The following is a 20,539-nucleotide window of genomic DNA, read 5'->3' as shown; positions in this document are numbered from 1 at the left end:
GACCGAATGGCTTCTATAGTGCCCGAGCTTTACGCTGCTGTCAGTCCACCGGCCCACGCGGATAGCGGCGCAGTTTTTCGCTCAGTTCTCGCCCCGGAATAGGGCGGTCGAACAGGTAGCCCTGGCCGACGTCGCAGCGGTGCCGGCGCAGGAACGCCAGCTGCTCGGGCGTCTCGATCCCTTCTGCGACCACTTTGAGCTTGAGGTTGTGGGCCATGGCTACCACCGCCGAGGTGATCTCCATGTCGTCCTGGTTGTCGGGGATCTCGTTGATGAAGCTGCGGTCGATCTTGATGATGTCGATCGGGAACTTCTTCAGGTAGCTCAGCGACGAGTAACCGGTACCGAAGTCGTCCATGGCCAGGGTCAGGCCCAGGGCCTTGAGCTCGTCGAGCTGGCGGTGGGTGTCTTCGGTGGCTTCGAGCAGCAGGCCTTCGGTCAGCTCCAGTTCCAGCAGGTGCGGCGGCAGGGCTTCCTCTTTGAGGATGCCGGCTATCGAGCCGACCAGCTCCGGGTCTGAGAACTGCTTGGGCGACAGGTTGATGGCCACGTGCAGGTTGCCAAGACCTGCCTCGCGCAGCTGCTGGCTCATGCGGCAGGCCTGGCGCACCACCCACTTGCCGATGGGGATGATCAGGCCGGTTTCCTCGGCCACGCTGATGAACTGGTCGGGGCGGATCATGCCGCGCTCGGGGTGGTTCCAGCGCAGCAGCGCCTCCAGGCCCAGCAGGCGACCGCTGCGCAGGCACAGCTTGGGCTGGTAGAACACTTCCAGTTCGTTCTGGGTCAGGGCGCGGCGCAGGTTGTTCTCGACGAACAGCTTGTAGCTGGCCTCGGCGTTGAGCACTTCGGTGAACACCTGGACCTGGTGCTTGCCGTTGGCCTTGGCCTTGTGCAGGGCCAGGCCTGCGTTTTTCATCAGCGTGGCCGGGTCGCTGCCGTGCACTGGCGCGCAGGCCAGGCCCACGGAGGCGGTGACGTTGATCAACTGGTTGTCGACGAACATCGGCTTGTCGAGGGTGCGCAGCAGCTGGTGGGCCACGCCCTGGCCGTCATCGAGGCTGGTGTCGTCGAGCAGCACGGCGAACTCGTTGCTGGCGAAGCGCGCCAGGCTGCCGCCGTTGCTCAGGCTGTTGCGCAGGCGCCGGGCCAGGCTGATCAACAGCTTGTCGCCGGTCTGGTGGCCAAGGCTGTCGTTGATCCGCTTGAAGTTGTCGATGTCCACCAGCAGCAGGCAGATCGGGCTGTTGCTGTCGCGGGCGAAGCGCTCGTCGAGGTTGCGGATGAACGCCGGGCGGTTGCCCAGGTTGGTCAGGTTGTCGGTGTAGGCCAGGCGCTCGATGCGCTGCTGGGCCAGCTTGCTCTGGGTGACGTCTTCGTAGATGCCGATGTAGTGGGTCAGCTCGCGATTGTCGCCGTACACCTTGGAGATCGACAGTTGTCCCCAGTAGGGCTCGAGGTTCTTGCGCCGGCTCTTGAACTCGCCCTGCCAGCTGTTGCCCATGGCCAGGCTCGACGGCGAGTCGAACAGCAGTTCGCTGAGGTTTTCTAGCGCTGGCAGTTCGGCCAGGTGGTGGCCTTGGACTTCCTCGGTGCTGTACTGGGTGATCGCCGTGAAGCTGGGGTTGACGTACTCCACCACGCCGTCGCGGTTGACCAGCAGGAAGGCGCTGGCGCTTTGCTCCACGGCCCGCTGGAACAGGTGCAGGGCGCTGGCGGCGGTGCGTCGGTTGTGGTTGTTGATGACCTGGGCGAACTGGTCGGCCAGCTCGCCAGCAAAGGCGATCTCGTCCGACTGCCAGGCACGCGGCTGGCCGGTCTGCTCCAGGCACAGCACGCCGACTACCTGGCCATCGATGCGGATGCTGGCATCGAGCATGGCGTTGTCGCCGGTGCTGTACAGCGACTCGGCCATTTCACGGGTACGCGGGTCGTGGCTGGCGTTGTGGGCGTCGATGGCGCGGCTGGCGTGCAGGGCCTCGAGGTAGTCGGGGAAGCGGCTGGCGTCGATCGCCTCGGGCATGCGGTGCTGCTGTTCGCGGCGGTACCAGGCGCTGATCGGCTCCAGGCGCTGGTCGTTCAGGTACCAGATGCTGGCGCAGTCGACCCGGTAGATCTCGCAGGCGCTGCGAGTGATCAGCTCGGCGGCTTCGAGCAGCGAGTTGCCGACGCTGTAGCGTTGTCGCGCCAGGCGCAGGATCAGGTCCTGCTGGGCGCGTACCCGGTCCAGGTGCTCAAGCTGCTCCTGTTGGGCGCGCTGGTTCAGCTGCAGGGCCAGCTGCAGGCGGTTGTTGCGCGATTCCAGGTCGTTTGCGTCGAGGTCGGGGGCGTCCTGCTGGTGGTCATCGAAGGCCGTCAGGTAGCCACGCAACAATTGGCGGTTGTGCTGCTTGTAGCTTTCGCCGACCTCCAGCAGGCGCAGTGGCGCGGGGCTGGCGTGCAGGGTGTAGCACACCCGGTAATAGCCGCGCTGGGCCAGTTGCAACTGGATCTCGTCGTGCAGCTTGTAGCGCGCCTCCGGCTCCATGAGGCTGGCATAGGGCGAGCCGATCAGGGCGCAGAGCTCGGCGGCGGGCAGGCCGAACTGGCGGTCGCAGGCCGGATCGAGGTAAAGCATCGCCCAACTGGCTTCGTTCAGCCGTTCGAAACGCAGCATGCCGAGCCGCGAGGGCACGGGGAGCTGCGTCACGACCTCGGCCGCCACACGGCTGGCGGCATCGGGTTGGCTTTTCATCGAAGACTCGCTTGAACTGGGGCGCGGCCTGAGGCACGGCGTATCGGGCAAGGTTGCATCATGTCCCGTGGGCTGGCAAGCGGCCATGCGGGATGCTGTGAACAGGTTGTCGGCCAACAGGATGAAATCTGAAGCGAGGTCCTTGGTGGGAGCGGGCCCAATAAAAAAAAGCCCCGCCAATTGGCGGGGTTGAGGTACGAGCGTGGCAGCTCGAAAACGGTGCTGCCCCTCAAGTGAGGGGCAGCGTGCAGCTATTACAGCAGCATGGTGCGGATATCGCCCAGCACGTCGCCCAGGCGCTTGGTGAAGCGCGCGGCGGCGGCGCCGTTGATCACACGGTGATCGTAGGACAGCGACAGCGGCAGCATCAGTTTCGGCTGGAAGGCCTTGCCATCCCAGACTGGCTGCATGGTCGCCTTGGACACACCGAGGATCGCCACTTCCGGCGCGTTGACGATCGGCGTGAAGCCGGTGCCGCCAATGTGACCGAGGCTGGAGATGGTGAAGCAGGCGCCTTGCATGTCGTCGGCCGAGAGCTTCTTGGTGCGGGCCTTCTCTGCCAGTGCGGCGGCTTCGGCAGCCAGTTGCAGCAGGCTCTTCTGGTCGACGTTCTTGATCACAGGGACCAGCAGGCCGTCCGGGGTGTCCACGGCGAAGCCGATGTGCACGTACTTCTTGCGGATGATCGCCTTGCCGCTTGGCGCCAGCGAGCTGTTGAAGTCTGGCAGTTCCTTGAGCAGGAAGGCGCAGGCCTTGAGCAGCAGTGGCAGCACGGTCAGCTTGACGCCAGCCTTCTCGGCCACGGCCTTCTGCGCGACGCGGAAGGCTTCCAGCTCGGTGATGTCGGCGGAGTCGAACTGGGTCACGTGCGGCACGTTCAGCCAGCTGCGGTGCAGGTTGGCGGCACCGACCTGCATCAGGCGGGTCAGGGCGACTTCTTCGACTTCACCGAATTTGCTGAAGTCGACGGCCGGGATCGGCGGGATGCCAGCACCACCAGTGGCGCCGGCAGCCGGGGCTTCCTTGGCCTTCTGCATCATCGCCTTGACGTAGACCTGCACGTCTTCCTTGAGGATACGGCCGTGCGGGCCAGTGGCCGCGACCGAGCCCAGGTCGACGCCGAATTCACGGGCCAGCTGGCGAACGGCAGGGCCGGCATGGACCTTGGCGTTGCTGCCGGCGGCCGGCGCGGTGGCGACCGGTGCAGGGGCGGCAGCCGGAGCAGCAGCGGCAGGCGCTGTGGCCGGAGCAACCTCAGCCTTGGCCGGAGCGGCGGCTGGTGCCGGAGCAGCAGCAGGAGCAGCGCCAGCGGCTTTGATCTTGAAGATCAGGTCGCCGGTGCCGACTTCGTCTTCCAGCTTGCACAGCACGGCTTCGATCACGCCAGCGGCAGGCGACGGGATCTCCATGGAGGCCTTGTCGGACTCCAGGGTGATCAGCGACTGGTCGGCTTCGACGGTGTCGCCAACCTTGACCAGCACTTCGATGATCTTGGCCTTGCCCGACGAGCCGATGTCCGGCACGTGGATATCCTGCACGCTGGCGGCAGCCGGGGCTGCGGCCGGAGCAGGGGCGGCTTCGGCGGCAGGCGCTGGGGCAGCAGCCTGGGCAGGCGCGGCAGCGGGCTTCTGTTCAGAAGCAGGCGCCTCAGGTGCCGCGGCAGCGGCACCCTCGACTTCCAGGACCAGCAGCTCGTCGCCTTCTTTCAGGCGGTCGCCCAGCTTGACCTTCAGTTCCTTGACCACGCCGGCCTTGGGGGCCGGAATCTCCATGGAGGCCTTGTCGGACTCCAGGGTCAGCAGGCTCTGGTCGGCCTCGATACGGTCACCGACCTTGACGAACAGCTCGATGATTTCACCTTCACCGCTGCCGATGTCAGGTACGCGAATGAGTTCGCTCACTTAAAAATACTCCTCAGCAGTCCAGTGGGTTGCGCTTGTCCGGGTCGATGCCGAACTTGACGATGGCGTCAGCCACAACCTTGGGTTCGATCTCGCCACGGTCAGCCAGGGCTTCCAGGGCAGCCAGCACCACGAAGTGGCGGTCGACTTCGAAGAAGTGACGCAGCTTCTTGCGGCTGTCGCTGCGACCGTAACCGTCGGTACCCAGGACTTTGAACTCTTTGCTCGGCACCCACTGGCGAATCTGCTCGGCGAACAGCTTCATGTAGTCGGTGGAGGCGATGACCGGGCCCTTGCGACCGGCCAGGCACTCTTCGACGTAGGTCTGCTGAGGCTTCTGGCCAGGCTTGAGGCGGTTGGCGCGTTCCACGGCCAGGCCGTCGCGACGCAGTTCGTTGAAGCTGGTGACGCTCCACACGTCGGCGCCGACGTTGAACTCTTCACGCAGGATCTTCGCAGCTTCCCGGACTTCGCGCAGGATGGTGCCGGAGCCCATCAGCTGAACGTGGTGCGCGGCTTCGCGGGTGTCTTCTTCGAGCAGGTACATGCCCTTGATGATGCCTTCCGGGGCGCCGGCCGGCATGGCTGGCTGCTGGTAGGATTCGTTCATCACGGTGATGTAGTAGAAGATGTCCTGCTGCTCTTCGGTCATCTTCTTCATGCCGTCCTGGATGATCACCGCCAGCTCGTAGCCGTAGGTCGGATCGTAGGTGCGGCAGTTCGGGATGGTGCCCGCCATCATGTGGCTGTGACCGTCTTCGTGCTGCAGGCCTTCACCGTTGAGGGTGGTACGGCCGGCGGTACCGCCGATCAGGAAACCACGGGTGCGGCTGTCGCCAGCAGCCCAGGCCAGGTCGCCGATACGCTGGAAGCCGAACATCGAGTAGAAGATGTAGAACGGCAGCATCGGCTGGTTGTGGCAGCTGTACGAGGTACCGGCAGCGATGAACGACGACATGGCGCCGGCTTCGTTGATGCCTTCCTCGAGGATCTGGCCCTTCTTGTCTTCGCGGTAGAACATCACCTGGTCTTTGTCGACTGGCTCGTAGAGCTGACCGACCGACGAGTAGATGCCCAGCTGGCGGAACATGCCTTCCATACCGAAGGTACGGGCTTCGTCCGGGATGATCGGGACGATGCGCTGGCCGATGTCCTTGTCCTTGACCAGCTGCGCCAGGATGCGCACGAAGGCCATGGTGGTGGAGATTTCGCGGTCGCCCGAGCCGTCGAGGATCGCTTTCAGCGTTTCCAGTGGCGGGGTCGGCACGCTGAAGCTCTTGGCGCGGCGCTGCGGCACGAAACCGCCCAGGGCAGCACGGCGTTCGGCCAGGTACTTGGCTTCGGCGGAACCTTCTTCGGGCTTGAAGAATGGCAGGTTCTCGAGGTCGGCATCCTTGACCGGGATGTCGAAGCGGTCACGGAAGTGACGCAGGCTGTCGACGTCGACCTTCTTGGTGTTGTGCGCGGTGTTCTTGGCTTCGCCGGCACCGGTACCGTAACCCTTGATGGTCTTGGCCAGGATGACGGTTGGCTGCTCTTTGTGGTTCACGGCCTGGTGGTAGGCCGCGTAGACCTTGTACGGGTCGTGGCCGCCACGGTTGAGCTTCCAGATCTCCTCGTCGGACAGGTCTTCGACCATGGCCTTGAGCTCTGGGGTGTTGAAGAAGTTCTCACGGACGTACGCGCCGTCCTTGGCCTTGTAGTTCTGGTACTCGCCGTCGATGACTTCGTCCATGCGGCGCTGCAGGGCACCGTTGGTGTCCTTGGCCAGCAGCGGGTCCCAGAAGCGGCCCCAGACGACTTTGTTGACGTTCCAGCCACCGCCACGGAACACGCCTTCGAGTTCCTGGATGATCTTGCCGTTGCCGCGAACCGGGCCGTCGAGGCGCTGCAGGTTGCAGTTGATGACGAAGATCAGGTTGTCCAGCTTCTCGCGGCCGGCCAGGGCGATCGCGCCCAGGGATTCCGGCTCGTCGCACTCGCCGTCGCCCATGAAGCACCAGACCTTCTGCTTGCCGGCCGGGATGAAGCCACGGGCTTCCAGGTACTTCATGAAGCGCGCCTGGTAGATCGCCTGGATCGGGCCCAAGCCCATCGAAACGGTCGGGAACTGCCAGAAGTCAGGCATCAGCCATGGGTGCGGGTACGAAGACAGGCCGTTGCCGTCCACTTCCTGGCGGAAGTTGTTCATCTGCTCTTCGTTGATGCGGCCTTCCATGAAGGCGCGGGCGTAGACGCCAGGGGATGCGTGGCCCTGGAAGAAGATCAGGTCGCCGCCGTGTTCGTCGGTCGGGGCCTGGAAGAAGTAGTTGAAGCCGATGTCATACAAGGTGGCGCTGGAGGCGAAGCTGGAGATGTGTCCGCCCAGGTCCGAGTCTTTCAGGTTGGTGCGCATGACCATGGCCAGGGCGTTCCAACGCACCATCGAGCGAATGCGGCGTTCCATGAACAGGTCGCCGGGCATGCGTGCTTCGTGGGTGACAGGGATGGTGTTGCGATACGGCGTGGTGATGGCATATGGCAGCTGGGAGCCACTGCGGGTGGCCAGCTCGCCCATACGGGTCATCAGGTAATGAGCGCGGTCTTCGCCTTCTTTGTCGAGGACCGACTCCAGGGCATCCAGCCATTCCTGGGTTTCGATTGGATCGAGGTCTTGCATGGCTTGCTCCAGGGCGGAAAGGCCACCAGAATCGATGGCCTGAGTTTGCGACTGGCCTTATGGGCAGACGTCGTGAATTCTTGGATTACCGGACAGTCATCCGGCGCGGTGTAGTTTTACTACAAATGCTTTCGCATTTCATGCTTTTGCACGTTGGGCGTAGTAGTAAAACTACACAAATGCGACGTTTGGTCGCATCCCGGGTTGTGAGGAAAAACGTTCATGTTGGTTGGCGGTGTGTCGCGAGCAGGTGAATCTTGATGGGTTTTGCCAATTTTTCGGCTTTATCAGCTATTTCCAACTTTTGTACGACAGTCCAACCGTGGTCCAACCCCCGTTTGACCTCCCCAACCGCTCTCTTTCACGCCGATCAAGGATAGACCATGCGCCTGCCTTTGCCGCTCGATCTGCCTGCCGCTCTCCAACCACTGGTCGCTCGCAACCAGCAATTTCTCCGCGATGCCTTGGCCGGTCATGCTGATCTGCACCTGGACAGCCTGGGCGCCGAGCATCGGCGCCAGTTCGACCAGGTTGCCGCCGCCAGCGACTTCGTCCTGGCGCAGGCCCAGCGCGATCCGGCGGTGCTGTTCGAGCTGCTGGCCAGTGGCTCGATGGACCGGGCATACACCCCGGGCCAACTGCGTGCTCACATCCACGTCGTCGCCCAGGCTGCGCAAAGCGAGGACGAACTGGCGCGCAACCTGCGCCGCGAGCGCAATCGCCAGCAGTTGCGCATCATCTGGCGCGACCTGAGCCGCCAGGCAGCGTTGGCCGAAACCTGCCGCGACCTGTCCGACCTGGCCGACGCCAGCATCGACGAGGCCTATCAGTGGCTGTACCCGCGCCATTGCCAGCAGTTCGGCACACCCATCGGCAACCGCAGCGGCCAGCCCCAGCACCTGGTGGTGCTGGGCATGGGCAAGCTGGGCGCGGTGGAACTGAACCTGTCGTCGGACATCGACCTGATCTTCGCCTTCCCCGAGGGCGGTGAAACCGAAGGCGTGAAGCGCTCGCTGGACAACCAGGAGTTCTTCACCCGCCTCGGCCAGCGCCTGATCAAGGCGCTCGACCCGGTCACCGTCGATGGCTTCGTGTTCCGTGTCGACATGCGCCTGCGCCCGTACGGTTCGGCCGGCGCGCTGGTGCTCAGCTTCAATGCCCTGGAGCAGTACTACCAGGATCAGGGGCGCGACTGGGAACGCTACGCCATGATCAAGGCGCGGGTGGTGGCCGGCGACCAGGCGGCCGGCGCGCAGCTGCAGGAAATGCTGCGGCCTTTCGTCTATAGGCGCTACCTGGACTTCTCCGCGATCGAAGCGCTGCGCACCATGAAGCAGCTGATCCAGCAGGAGGTGCGGCGCAAGGGCATGGCCGACAATATCAAGCTGGGGGCCGGCGGCATCCGCGAAGTCGAGTTCATCGCCCAGGCATTCCAGCTGATCCATGGCGGCCGCGACCTGAGCCTGCAGCAGCGGCCGCTGCTGAAGGTGCTGACCACCCTGGAGGGCCAGGGCTACCTGCCGCCAGCGGTGGTCGCCGAGCTGCGCGACGGCTATGAGTTCCTGCGTTACACCGAGCACGCGATCCAGGCCATCGCCGACCGCCAGACCCAGATGCTCCCGGATGACCCGACCGACCGCGCGCGCATCGCCTACATGCTGGGCTTTGCCGATTGGGATGGCTTCCATGCCCAACTGATGCACTGGCGTGGGCGGATCGACTGGCATTTCCGTCAGGTGATCGCCGATCCGGATGAGGATGAGGCCGAGGGCGAACTCGTAGTCGGTGGCGAATGGTCGCCACTGTGGGAGCAGGCCCAGGATGAAGAAGCCGCCGGGCGCCAGTTGCAGGAAGCCGGTTTCCACCAGCCTGCCGAGGCGCTGCGCCGGCTCAACGCCTTGCGTGTCAGCCCGACGCTGCGCTCGATGCAGCGCATTGGTCGTGAACGCCTGGATGCCTTCATCCCGCGTCTGCTGGCCCAGGCGGTCGAGCACGACAACCCTGACCTGGTGCTGGAGCGGGTGCTGCCCCTGGTCGAGGCGGTCGCGCGCCGCTCGGCCTACCTGGTGCTGCTCACCGAAAATCCCGGCGCGCTGCGCCGTCTGCTGACCCTGTGCGCAGCCAGCCCGTGGATTGCCGAGCAGATTGCCCGTTACCCGCTGCTGCTTGACGAGCTGCTCAATGAAGGTCGGCTGTTCAGCCCGCCGCTGGCCCCGGAGCTGGCTGCCGAGCTGCGTGAGCGGCTCACCCGCATCCCCGAGGATGACCTTGAGCAGCAGATGGAGGCGCTGCGCCACTTCAAGCTGGCCCACAGCCTGCGCGTGGCCGCCTCGGAGATCAGCGGCAACCTGCCCCTGATGAAGGTCAGCGACTACCTGACCTGGCTGGCCGAGGCCATTCTCGACCAGGTGCTGGCCCTGGCCTGGCGCCAGACCGTGGCGCGCCATGGCCAGCCCAAGCGCAGCGACGGCAGCCTGTGCGACCCTGGCTTCATCATCGTCGGCTACGGCAAGGTCGGCGGCCTCGAGCTGGGCCACGGTTCGGACCTGGACCTGGTGTTCATCCACGATGGTGACCCCAACGCCGAGACCGACGGCGCCAAGCCGATCGACAGCGCGCAGTTCTATACCCGCCTGGGCCAGCGCATCATCCACCTGTTGACCACCCAGACCAACTCCGGCCAGCTCTACGACGTGGACATGCGCTTGCGCCCGTCCGGCGCCTCGGGGTTGCTGGTGAGCTCGTTGGGCGCCTTCGAGCGCTACCAGCAGAACGAGGCCTGGACCTGGGAGCACCAGGCCCTGGTACGGGCCCGGGTGCTGGTGGGTTGTCCACAGGTGGCGAGTGCGTTCGAGGGTGTGCGGGCCAAGGTGCTCGGCCAGCCCCGTGACCTGGACAAGCTACGCGCCGAAGTGAGCGAGATGCGCGCCAAGATGCGCGACAACCTGGGCACCAAGGCCACCGGCGCAGGCACGGCGGGCAATGCCTTCGATGCCGGCCAGCCCTTCGATATCAAGCAGGATGCCGGCGGTATCGTGGATATCGAATTTATGGTGCAATACGCCGCTTTGGCCTGGTCCCACGACCATCCGGCCATACTGCGCTGGACCGACAACATCCGCATCCTCGAAGAGCTCGAACAGGCCGGGTTGATGCCCGCCGCCGACGCCGTGCTGCTGCGCGAGCTGTACAAGGCGTTCCGCTCGGCCTCGCACCGCCAAGCCTTGCAGAAGCAGGCCGGGGTGATCGACGCGGCGCAGTTCGCCGAGGAGCGCCGTGAGGTAAGGCGGATCTGGGGGCAGTTGGGTTTGAGCTGAGATTGTCGGGGCCGCTTTGCGGGCTTTTCGTCGCGGTTCGTCGCCACGACAAGCCGGCTCCCACAGGTGAATGCGCTCCATGTGGGAGCCGGCTTGCCGGCGAAAAGGGCGCAGCGCGCCCTCGGTGGTACACTGTCCGCCACATAGCCTGAATATAAAGAGGGGAGGCCAGGTTGTAGCGCAGCCTGCAGCCTCCCCGAATGTTTCTGGATAAAGCATGAGAATACTGATCATTGGCCCCAGCTGGGTCGGCGACATGGTGATGGCGCAGACCCTGTTCCAGAGCCTCAAACAGCAGCACCCCGACTGCGTGATCGACGTGCTGGCACCCGAGTGGAGCCGGCCCATCCTCGAACGCATGCCCGAGGTGCGCCAGGCCTTGAGCTTCCCGCTCGGCCACGGCGCGCTGGAGCTGGCCACGCGGCGGCGCATCGGCAAGTCGCTGGCCGGCCAGTACGACCAGGCGATCCTGTTGCCCAATTCGCTCAAGTCGGCGCTGGTGCCGTATTTCGCCGGCATTCCCAAGCGCACCGGCTGGCGCGGCGAGATGCGCTACCTGCTGCTCAACGATGTGCGCAAGCTGGACAAGGCGCGCTATCCGCTGATGATCGAGCGCTTCATGGCCCTGGCCTACGCCCCCGGTACCGAACTGCCCAAGCCGTATCCGCGGCCGGCCCTGCAAATCGAGGCCGCCAGCCGCGAGGCCGCCCTGGGCAAGTTCGGCCTGGAGCTGGACCGCCCGGTGCTCGCCCTGTGCCCCGGCGCCGAGTTCGGCGAGGCCAAGCGCTGGCCGGCCGAGCATTACGCCGAGGTGGCCGAGGCGATGATCCGCCAGGGCTGGCAGGTGTGGTTGTTCGGTTCGAAGAACGACCATCCGGTGGGCGAGCAGATCCGTGATCGGCTGATCCCGGGCCTGCGCGAAGAATCTTGCAATTTGGCCGGCGAGACCTCGCTGGCCGAGGCCATCGACCTGATGTCCTGCGCCAGCGCCGTGGTGTCCAATGACTCCGGGCTGATGCACGTGGCCGCCGCCCTCAACCGCCCCCTGGTGGCGGTTTATGGCTCGACCTCGCCGGGTTTCACCCCACCGCTGGCCGACCAGGTGGAAGTGGTGCGCACCGGTATCGAATGCAGCCCCTGCTTCGACCGCACGTGCCGCTTCGGCCACTACAACTGCCTGCGGCTGCTGGAGCCGGCGAAAGTGATCGCCGCCCTGCACAGCCTGGGTGGCTCCGACCTGATCGATACCGTGGCCGAGGTCGACTGAGTGCGGGTCCTGATCATCAAGACGTCGTCGCTGGGTGACGTCATCCATACCTTGCCAGCGCTTACCGACGCCGCCCACGCCATCCCCGGCATCCGTTTCGACTGGGTGGTGGAGGAAGGTTTCGCCGAGATCCCCAGCTGGCACCCGGCGGTCGACCAGGTGATCCCGGTGGCGATCCGCCGCTGGCGCAAGAATATCTGGCAGACGCTCAAGAGCGGCGAATGGAAGGCTTTCAAACAGCGCCTGCGCGAGCACAAGTACGACCTGGTGATCGATGCCCAGGGCCTGGTCAAGTCGGCCTGGCTGACCCGTTACGTGAAAGCGCCGGTAGCCGGCCTGGACCGTTACTCGGCCCGTGAGGGATGGGCCAGCCGCTTCTACGACCGGCGGCTGTCGGTCGCTGTCGGCCAGCATGCCGTTGAGCGCGTGCGGCAACTGTTCGCTCTGGCCCTGGCCTATGACCTGCCGGAAGGGCTGGGCAACTACGGCCTTGACCTCAATCGCCTGCAACTGCCACCCGCCGCGCCCTACGTGGTGTTCCTGCATGGCACAACCTGGGCCACCAAACACTGGCCCGAGGCTTACTGGCGCGAGCTGGCCGAGCGCATGGGCCGGCGCAAGCTGCAGGTGATGCTGCCATGGGGTAACCCTGCGGAAAAAGCCCGCGCCGAGCGTATTGCCCAGGGCTTGAACAATTGCCAGGTGCTGCCCAAATTGAACCTGGCGGGCGTGGCCCGTGTGCTGGCCGCCGCCAAGGCCTGCGTGGCGGTCGACACCGGCCTGGGCCACCTTGCCGCCGCCCTGGATGTGCCGACCATCTCCCTGTTCGGCCCCACCAACCCTGGTCTGACCGGTGCCTACGGACGCGCCCAGATCCACCAGGCGAGCGACTTCCCCTGCGCCCCGTGCCTGCAGAAGAAGTGCACCTACAAACCGAGCGCCGAGGACCTGCGCCGGTTCGATCTCAAACGCGAGTGGCCGCTGTGCTTCACTCGCCTGAATCCCGAGCATGTGGCGGGCCGCTTGAGCGCGCTGCTGCTGGCTGAGGATGTTCGTTGATGCAACTGGCTTTTGTGCTCTACAAATATTTCCCCTTTGGCGGGCTGCAGCGTGACTTCATGCGCATCGCCCTCGAATGCCAGAAGCGTGGCCACCAGATCCGTGTGTACACGCTGATCTGGGAAGGTGACATTCCGCCGGGCTTCGAGGTGCTGGTGGCGCCGGTCAAGGCGCTGTTCAACCACCGGCGCAACGAGAAGCTCAGCGCCTGGATGGCCGCAGACTTGGCCAAGCGCCCGGTCGATCGCCTGATCGGCTTCAACAAGATGCCTGGTCTGGACGTCTACTACGCCGCTGACGGCTGCTTCGAAGACAAGGCCCAGACCCTGCGCGGCGGCCTCTACCGCCGCTGGGGCCGCTATCGCCACTTCGCCGAATACGAGCGGGCGGTGTTCGCCAAGGACGCACGTACCGAGATCCTGATGATCTCCGAGGTGCAGCAGCCGCTGTTCATCAAGCACTACGGCACTCCCGAGGCGCGTTTCCACCTGCTGCCGCCGGGCATTTCCCAGGACCGCCGGCGCCCGGCCGACGCCGAGGCCATCCGCGCCGCCTTCCGTCAGGAGTTCGGCCTGGCCGACGACGAGCTGCTGCTGGTACAGATTGGCTCGGGCTTCAAGACCAAGGGCGTTGACCGCAGCCTCAAGGCCCTCGCGGCGCTGCCGTCGAGCCTGCGCAAACGCACGAAACTGATGGTCATCGGCCAGGACGACCCCAAGCTGTTCCAGGTGCAGAGTACTGCGCTCGGCCTGGGTGAACAGGTGCAGTTCCTCAAGGGGCGCAGCGATATCCCACGCTTCCTGCTCGGCGCCGATCTGCTGATCCACCCTGCCTACAACGAAAACACCGGTACCGTATTGCTCGAGGCGCTGGTCGCCGGCCTGCCGGTGCTGGTGTCGCAGGTGTGCGGCTACGCCCACTACATCGCCGAGGCCGACAGCGGCCTGGTGCTGGACGAGCCGTTCGAGCAGGACCAGCTCAACGCCTACTTGCAACGCATGCTCGAGGACGCCGCGGCCCGTGCAGCCTGGTCGAGCAACGGCGTGGCATTCGCCGCCACCGCCGACCTGTACAGCATGCCGCAGCATGCCGCCGACGTGATCCTTGGGCAGGAAACCGCATGAAGCTGATACTGGCCGAACCGTTCAAGCGCCTGTGGACCGGGCGTGACCCCTTCGACGCCGTCGAAGCCCTGCAGGGCGAGGTGTACCGCGAGCTGGAAGGCCGTCGCACCCTGCGTACCGAGGTCGATGGCGCGGGTTTCTTCGTCAAGATCCACCGTGGCATCGGCTGGGGTGAAATCTTCAAGAACCTGTTCAGCGCCAAGCTGCCGGTGCTTGGCGCCGGCCAGGAGTGGCGTGCTATCCAGCGCTTGCATGAAGTCGGCGTGCCGACCATGACCGCGGTCGCCTACGGCGAGCGGGGTGGCAACCCGGCCACCCAGCATTCGTTCATCGTCACCCAGGAGCTGGCGCCGACGGTCAGCCTGGAAGACTTCAGCATCGACTGGGTGAAGCAGCCGCCAGCGCCCCGCCTGAAGCGCGCGCTGATCGCCGAGGTGGCGAAGATGACCGGCGGCATGCACCGCGCCGGGGTCAACCACCGCGACTGCTACATCTGCCACTTCCTGCTGCACACCGATCGCCCGGTGACGGCCGACGACTTCCGGCTGTCGGTGATCGACCTGCACCGTGCCCAGACCCGGGCGACGGTCAGCCGCCGCTGGCGCGACAAGGACCTGGCGGCCCTGTATTTCTCGGCCCTGGACATCGGTCTGACCCGTCGCGACAAGCTGCGCTTTTTGCGCGGCTACTTCCAGCGCCCGTTGCGCCAGGTGCTCAAGGACGAGGCTGCACTGCTCGCCTGGCTGGAGCGCAAGGCGCAGAAGCTCTACGACCGCAAGCAACGTTACGGGGACGCACTCTGATGGCGAGCTGGAACCTGGCGCCTGAGTATGCGCACCTGGCGGCCGATTTCGGCAGTATCGACGCGGTGTTCGCCATCAAGGGCGAGCGTCTGACCCGCGACCCGTTGAGCGAGGTCATCCGCATCGAACGGGACGGGGTCAACTACTACGTCAAACGCTACACCGGCGCCGGCAAGCACATGCGCCGCTACCTGGGGCGCCCGCGAGTCAAGGCTGAGTGGCAGAACCTCAAGCAGTTCGCCAAATGGGGCATCCCCACCGCCGACGTGGTCGCCTGGGGCCTCGAGCGCCAGGGCCTGGCGTTTGGCCGTGGGGCGATGATCACTCGCGAACTGCCACGCACCGAGGACCTCTCGGCGTTGGCCGAGCGCAATGACCCGCGCCTGCGTGACGCGGCCTGGGTCGATCATGTCAGCCGTCAGCTGGCGCGGCACACCCGGGTAATGCACGATCACCATTTCGCCCACAACGATCTCAAATGGCGCAACCTGCTGGTCGATGACCAGGGCACGCTGTTCTTCATCGATTGCCCGACGGGCGACTTCTGGCGTGGTTTCATGCTGCGCCACCGGTTGATCAAGGACTTGGCCTGCCTGGACAAGGTCGCCAAGTATCACCTGTCGGCGACCCAGCGCCTGCGCTTCTACCTGCAGTACCGGGGGCATGCGCGCCTGCATGCGCGCGACAAAAAGCGCATCCGTCAGGTGCTGAGCTTTTTCGAGGGAAGGGAATGACCGACTACCTGGCCAGTGCCGACCAGGCACTGCTGCAACGGCACGGACTGGGCGACTTCGAGGCGCTCTGGGCCCTGCAACTTGACGCCGTGGACGAACCCAACACCGGCCGCGGCGGCTGGAGCAGCGTGTTCCGCCTCGAGCTCGAGGGCAAGGGGTACTACCTCAAGCGCCAGAGCGACTACCTGACTCGCAGCCTGCACCGGCCGTTCGGCGAGCCGACCTTCGCCCGTGAGTTTCGCAACATCAGCCGTTACCAGAAGCTCGATATCCCGGCCTTGCAGGCGGTTTTCTATGGGGAGCGCAAACAGGCCGGCCAACACCGGGCGATCCTCATGACCCGGGCGCTGGACGAATGGACCGACCTTGAGCATTTGCTCGGCCATTGGCCGCAGACATCCGCGCCGCAACGCCAGGGCATCCTCCAGGCCTGTGGCCAGCTGGCGCGCACACTGCACGGCGCCGGGCAGATGCACGGTTGCTTCTACCCCAAGCACATTTTCCTGCGTGAGCGCCGCGAAGGCTGGCAGGCACAGTTGATCGACCTGGAGAAGACCCGCCCGCTGCTGTTCGGCATGCGTGACCGGGTCAAGGACCTCGAGCCGCTGCTACGGCGTGCCCGGGCCTGGGGTGAGGGCGACGTGCGCGTGCTGCTGGCCGCCTACCTGGAGCAACCGGCGGACAGCGCCCTGGTTTCCACCTGGCTGCAACGCCTGACCCAACGTCGCCGTCACAAAGAGGCCCGCTGATGCGCCTGTCCGAACTGAAGGAGGCCGGGCGCAGCCCGAGCCTGCCCCTGACCATCACCCTCGCCGACGCCGCAGGCAGCGCCGACCTGCAACTGCTCAGTCTGCTGCGCGTGCTGCCGGGCCAGCGCTATGTCGGCGCCGGCATCTGGCGTGGCACCAAGGTCCTGGCCAAGTTGCTGGTCGGCGGCAATGCCGCCCGCCACTTCCAGCGCGAACGCGATGGCGCCCGGCTGATGGCCGATCAGGGCCTGACCACGCCGCGCCTGCTGGTCGACGGCCTCAAGGAAGGCGAAGGTGGCTGGCTGCTGTTCGAATACCTTGATCACGCCCAAAGCCTGGGTGACGCCTGGGCCAAGGTGCAATCATTGCCGATGCTCGCCGACGAGCAGCACCTGGTGCTGGGCGAGGCGTTGACCGCCATCGCACACTTGCATGCCAAGGGTTTGTGGCAGGAAGACCTGCACCTGGACAACCTGCTGCGCCAGGACGGTCAGCTGTACCTGATCGACGGCGCCGGCATCAAGGCCGAAACGCCCGGCCAGCAGCTGTCGCGTCAGCGCGTGCTGGAAAACCTCGGGGTGTTCTTCGCCCAGTTGCCCAAGCGCCTGGAGCCGTACATCGAAGAGGCACTGGTGCATTACATCCTGGCCAACGCCGAGCATGCGTTGCCGCTTGAGGCGTTGCAGAAGCAGGTGGACAAGGTGCGCAACTGGCGCCTGAAGGACTACCTGGACAAGGCCGGGCGTGAATGCACGCTGTTCAGCGTTGCGCGCAACCTGTCGGGCCTGCGCGCCATCCGCCGCGGCGAGGTCGAGGCGCTGCTGCCGGTGCTCGAGCAGGCCGATGCGTTGATTGACCAGGGCCACCTGTACAAGACCGGTGGCGCGGCCAGCGTGGCGCGTATCGAGGTGGGTGGCCGCACGCTGGTGCTCAAGCGCTACAACATCAAGAACACCGCGCACTGGTTCAAGCGCTTCTGGCGCCCGAGCCGGGCCTGGCATTCGTGGATCGAAGGGCATCGCCTTGAGTTTCTCGACATTGCCACGCCACGGCCATTGGCGGTGCTGGAGCAGCGGGTGATGGGGCTGCGCAGCACGGCCTACCTGGTAACCGAGTACGCCGACGGGCCGGACCTGATCGAATGCTTCGCGCCCTATGTGGAAAGCGGCGAGGCGCCCGACGAGCAGGTCGAGGCCCTGGTGCGGGTGATGCAGCAGCTGATCCGCGAGCGCATCAGCCATGGCGACTTCAAAGGCCATAACCTGTTCTGGCAGGCCGGCCAGTGGTCGCTGATCGACCTCGACGCCATGTGTCAGCACGCCACTCAGCTCAGCTTCGCCCCGGCGTTTGCCCGTGACCGGGCACGGTTGCTGCGCAACTGGCCGAGCGGCAGCGCCTTGCATCAGCGTCTCGACGCTGTGCTGCCACGGCTGACCGAGTAAGCCTGCGGCAGCACCAGCCAGGCACTGCTGCGCCCGGCCTGGCGTACCTGGATGCGCCACTGGCGGTCCTGCCAGCGCAACACCGCCCAAGGCTCCACGCCGGCGCCGCGGGCAGCCGGGATCGGCAGGTGATAGCGGCCCGGGAGCAGATGGCGGCGCAGCGCCAACTGGCCGCCCCGGGTTTGCAGGTACAGCTGTTCATGGGCCTGGCAAAGCCCGTCAATGTCGCCGACTGCTGTCCCGTCGAGCTCGGCGGGCAGGCGACAGTCATTGAACAGCTGCTCCAAGTCCGGCAGGCCGTCATGCCAGAGCAGCGGTGAGTCGATCACCCAACGGCCATCGGCCAGGCGCTTGAGCGGCTGTCGCTGGTAGGCATCCGGTTGAGCGGGGTCGACCACGCGCCAGCGCTGGCCATCGAAGGCCACCCGGTAGTGGCGCTGCTGTGCGTCCTGGATGAAGTAGTGGCTCAGGCCTTCGAACTCCGAAGCCTTCTCAAAGACACCCTCGCCATAGATGCCATCGATCCGATAACGCAGGTGCTCGACCGGCGTCGCGACACTGTAGTGGCTGGGCATCGGCAGCGGCGGCTGCGCTGGCATGCCACGTAGCAGGCGGCGCATCAGCCCGGTGGTAGCAAGGCTGGTGGTGGCATCGTTGAGGTGGCCCAGTACGCTGTACGCATGCCGCAGCACGCCGTTGAGGTCTTCGGCGCGGTAGGCGTCCACGCTGCCCCAGATCTCGATCACCATGCGCCCCAGCGAAAGTGGTATCAGCAAGCGTGACGGCAGTACCAGACTGATCAGGTCGAGCACGCGCCAAGTCACGGCGACGGCTTGTTGCACGTCTGCTTCAGCCGTGGTGCGGCTGTTGGCATCGGCGATCGCCAGCAGGCCGCGGACTTCGGCCATGTAGTAGGTGAAGAACAGATCGTCGGGAATCGAGGGCGTGCTCAGCACCGGGCCCAGGCGACCCTTGACCAGCAACCTTTCGGTAGTGGCCTTGGGCCGTTGCGCCAGACGGGTGGCCGCGTAATCACGCAAGTCGGGTTTGCTCCTGAGCAGCCGTAACAGGTCACGCGTGCTGGCGAATGTGCGCCAGGCCCTGCGGTCAGGCGCGTCGGGGGTGTACAGCACGAACAGGCCGACCCGTGGCGTGCTGCAGTTGATCAGCAATACGCCCTGCAAAGTATGACCACCGATCAACAATTGCCGCACGGTGATTCGGTCGCCTTCTACCAGGGGGCGCAGGGCGTTGTGAGGGTAGTCCAGCACCTGCCGTACCCATGCATAGCTACGCTCGCCATCGCCATCGACAAGATGCCCGGCATAGCGCGCCTTGGCCGCTTCGGCGCGCATCCGTGCACGGTTGACCCGGCAATGGGCATGCAGGCGCCAGACGCCCACAGGCGAGTCGATCAGTTGCGCCCTCAGGTACTGAACATAGCTGCCCCCGACGCTGAGGTGCCGCACCATGCGCTTGATGTAGCCCGGTGACAGCTCGGCCGGCAATGGCTTGCCAAGGCGATGGGCGACGCGGGCGGTGAGCCAGTAGTCGAAATCGAACCAGGCCACATTGCGTAGCGCCAGTTGATCAAGTGCGAGGCTTTCGCGGACCTGCTCGACCAACTCGCCGCCGACCTTTTTCAGTCCGTGCCAGGTGATGTAGCTCGATGGGTTGAATGGATTCAGATGTGGTCCGATCTGCCGGGTATGGGTGACGTGGACCACGATATCCGCCGGCGCAATGGTCAGCCCCAAGTCGTTGCGCAGGTGTTGTTCCACGCGCTGGCGCGCCCAGCCCTCGAGGCTGCTCTGCTCCTGGAACTGGCGCAGGGTGAGAATTCCTGGCGCGGCGACCTGCTCACCGGTGGCCACGAGCACTTGCAGGGTCTGCATGATATGCGCAAGGGCTTGCGGGCCTGCCTGGCGCAGCCAGTTGGGCAGGTGCTTCTCCAGCAACAGGGCATAGCGGGTGTCGAGCAGCGGGCGCTTGCCACACTCGTCGCCCAGGTCGACGGCCTTGCCGATATCGCAGTGCGCATCGGCCGCCCAGGCGGCGTTGATGCGCCGTCGTTGCGCCTCGATCAGGCTGTCCACCTGAGCCTCGATGGGGTCGTCCGCATACCATTGGTAGCGCAGGCGGTCGGCGAGGCGGGCGCTGGCGATACGTTCGGGTTCGACCAGCAGTTGCAGAAGTGGCATGCCCTGGATAGGGTCGTCGAATCGCTCGCACAGTTCCTGATGCAGGTCGGCCAGTGACGTGTATGCCTCGATGCCCTGGGCCAGGCCGAAGAGGTACGCCGGCCCGTGTGTTTGCGCCGGATCGAGGCTTGCGCCTTCCGAGGTGCCGGCCACGAGCACAAAGATGCCGGGCACCGCGGCTCGCCATTGGGGGCGGTCGCGGCTCAGGACCGGCCGGTATACCTGTACGCGTTGCGCCACGGGTTGGCGGTGGCGTTGCCAGGCGCTGGGCAGGTCGAGGCAGGTACTGATGAGCTGCGCCTGCTGCTCGCTCAGTGTCTGGTCGTGGACGCGCAAGCTGAGCTCGGCCTGCATCAAGGCCCTGCGCAGGTCCACCAGCCGCAGGCGGCGTGAGCGCCCCTGGGGGTCGGTCGCCGCCCAGAAGCTGGCGACCTCATGGTGCAGCTGGGTCCGCGCTTGCGCGTGTCGGCCGGGTACAGGCATTGCGGCGAGCAGCGTGAGAATCTGTTGGTCGATGAATTCAATACGTTCCAGGGGTCGCATGGGCGC

Annotated in this window: 12 protein-coding genes; 8 read left to right on the top strand and 4 right to left on the bottom strand. The window is 65.4% G+C overall.

The window, feature by feature from the left end; translation table 11 throughout:
* Positions 1-40 precede the first annotated feature (40 nt).
* The 3 genes from AC3WL2_RS06705 to aceE form a co-directional block, all read right to left on the bottom strand.
* Positions 41-2,734: a putative bifunctional diguanylate cyclase/phosphodiesterase gene (locus AC3WL2_RS06705; protein ID WP_102681874.1), complete on the bottom strand. Its 2,694-nt coding sequence runs from the start codon at positions 2,732-2,734 to the stop codon at positions 41-43.
* A 254-nt stretch (positions 2,735-2,988) separates the two neighbouring features.
* Positions 2,989-4,635, bottom strand: coding sequence for a dihydrolipoyllysine-residue acetyltransferase (gene aceF, locus AC3WL2_RS06700; RefSeq protein ID WP_102681875.1), 1,647 nt, complete (start codon positions 4,633-4,635; stop codon positions 2,989-2,991).
* 13 nt (positions 4,636-4,648) lie between these two features.
* Positions 4,649-7,294, bottom strand: a complete 2,646-nt coding sequence (gene aceE / locus AC3WL2_RS06695; RefSeq protein WP_102681876.1) for a pyruvate dehydrogenase (acetyl-transferring), homodimeric type — start codon at positions 7,292-7,294, stop codon at positions 4,649-4,651.
* Between the two features lie 383 nt (positions 7,295-7,677).
* Between aceE and glnE the strand changes: the two genes are divergently transcribed.
* The 8 genes from glnE to AC3WL2_RS06655 all read left to right on the top strand — a co-directional run bounded on the left by glnE (position 7,678) and on the right by AC3WL2_RS06655 (position 17,789).
* Positions 7,678-10,611: a bifunctional [glutamate--ammonia ligase]-adenylyl-L-tyrosine phosphorylase/[glutamate--ammonia-ligase] adenylyltransferase gene (gene glnE, locus AC3WL2_RS06690; RefSeq protein ID WP_102681877.1), complete on the top strand. Its 2,934-nt coding sequence runs from the start codon at positions 7,678-7,680 to the stop codon at positions 10,609-10,611.
* A 217-nt stretch (positions 10,612-10,828) separates the two neighbouring features.
* Positions 10,829-11,878, top strand: a complete 1,050-nt coding sequence (waaF, locus tag AC3WL2_RS06685) for a lipopolysaccharide heptosyltransferase II (protein WP_102681878.1) — start codon at positions 10,829-10,831, stop codon at positions 11,876-11,878.
* The gene (gene waaC / locus AC3WL2_RS06680; protein WP_102681879.1) at positions 11,879-12,937 is read left to right on the top strand and encodes a lipopolysaccharide heptosyltransferase I; all 1,059 of its coding nucleotides are present in this window, start codon (positions 11,879-11,881) and stop codon (positions 12,935-12,937) included.
* Positions 12,937-14,061 carry a glycosyltransferase family 4 protein gene (locus tag AC3WL2_RS06675; protein WP_102681880.1) on the top strand — a complete coding sequence of 375 codons (1,125 nt, stop codon included), beginning with the start codon at positions 12,937-12,939 and terminating at the stop codon, positions 14,059-14,061. The genes waaC and AC3WL2_RS06675 overlap by 1 nt, the downstream gene beginning before the upstream one ends.
* On the top strand, positions 14,058-14,864 hold the full coding sequence (gene rfaP, locus AC3WL2_RS06670; RefSeq protein WP_102681881.1) for a lipopolysaccharide core heptose(I) kinase RfaP: 807 nt from the start codon (positions 14,058-14,060) through the stop codon (positions 14,862-14,864). The genes AC3WL2_RS06675 and rfaP overlap by 4 nt, the downstream gene beginning before the upstream one ends.
* The gene (locus AC3WL2_RS06665; protein WP_102681882.1) at positions 14,864-15,598 is read left to right on the top strand and encodes a lipopolysaccharide kinase InaA family protein; all 735 of its coding nucleotides are present in this window, start codon (positions 14,864-14,866) and stop codon (positions 15,596-15,598) included. Before rfaP ends, AC3WL2_RS06665 begins: the two co-directional genes overlap by 1 nt.
* A complete protein-coding gene (locus AC3WL2_RS06660) occupies positions 15,595-16,347 on the top strand; it encodes a lipopolysaccharide kinase InaA family protein (RefSeq protein WP_102681883.1) in 753 nt (250 codons plus the stop codon). Before AC3WL2_RS06665 ends, AC3WL2_RS06660 begins: the two co-directional genes overlap by 4 nt.
* Positions 16,347-17,789 carry a lipopolysaccharide kinase InaA family protein gene (locus AC3WL2_RS06655; RefSeq protein ID WP_102681884.1) on the top strand — a complete coding sequence of 481 codons (1,443 nt, stop codon included), beginning with the start codon at positions 16,347-16,349 and terminating at the stop codon, positions 17,787-17,789. The genes AC3WL2_RS06660 and AC3WL2_RS06655 overlap by 1 nt, the downstream gene beginning before the upstream one ends.
* On the opposite strand, the gene AC3WL2_RS06650 is transcribed toward AC3WL2_RS06655, so the two are convergent.
* Positions 17,750-20,533 carry a dermonecrotic toxin domain-containing protein gene (locus AC3WL2_RS06650; RefSeq protein WP_102681885.1) on the bottom strand — a complete coding sequence of 928 codons (2,784 nt, stop codon included), beginning with the start codon at positions 20,531-20,533 and terminating at the stop codon, positions 17,750-17,752. The two genes, AC3WL2_RS06655 and AC3WL2_RS06650, sit on opposite strands and share 40 nt — an antisense overlap.
* Positions 20,534-20,539 lie beyond the last annotated feature (6 nt).

Source organism: Pseudomonas sp. FW305-96 (genome assembly GCF_058783825.1).
Note: the sequence above shows the minus strand (reverse complement) of the source record. Positions and strands in the feature narration are given on the sequence as shown.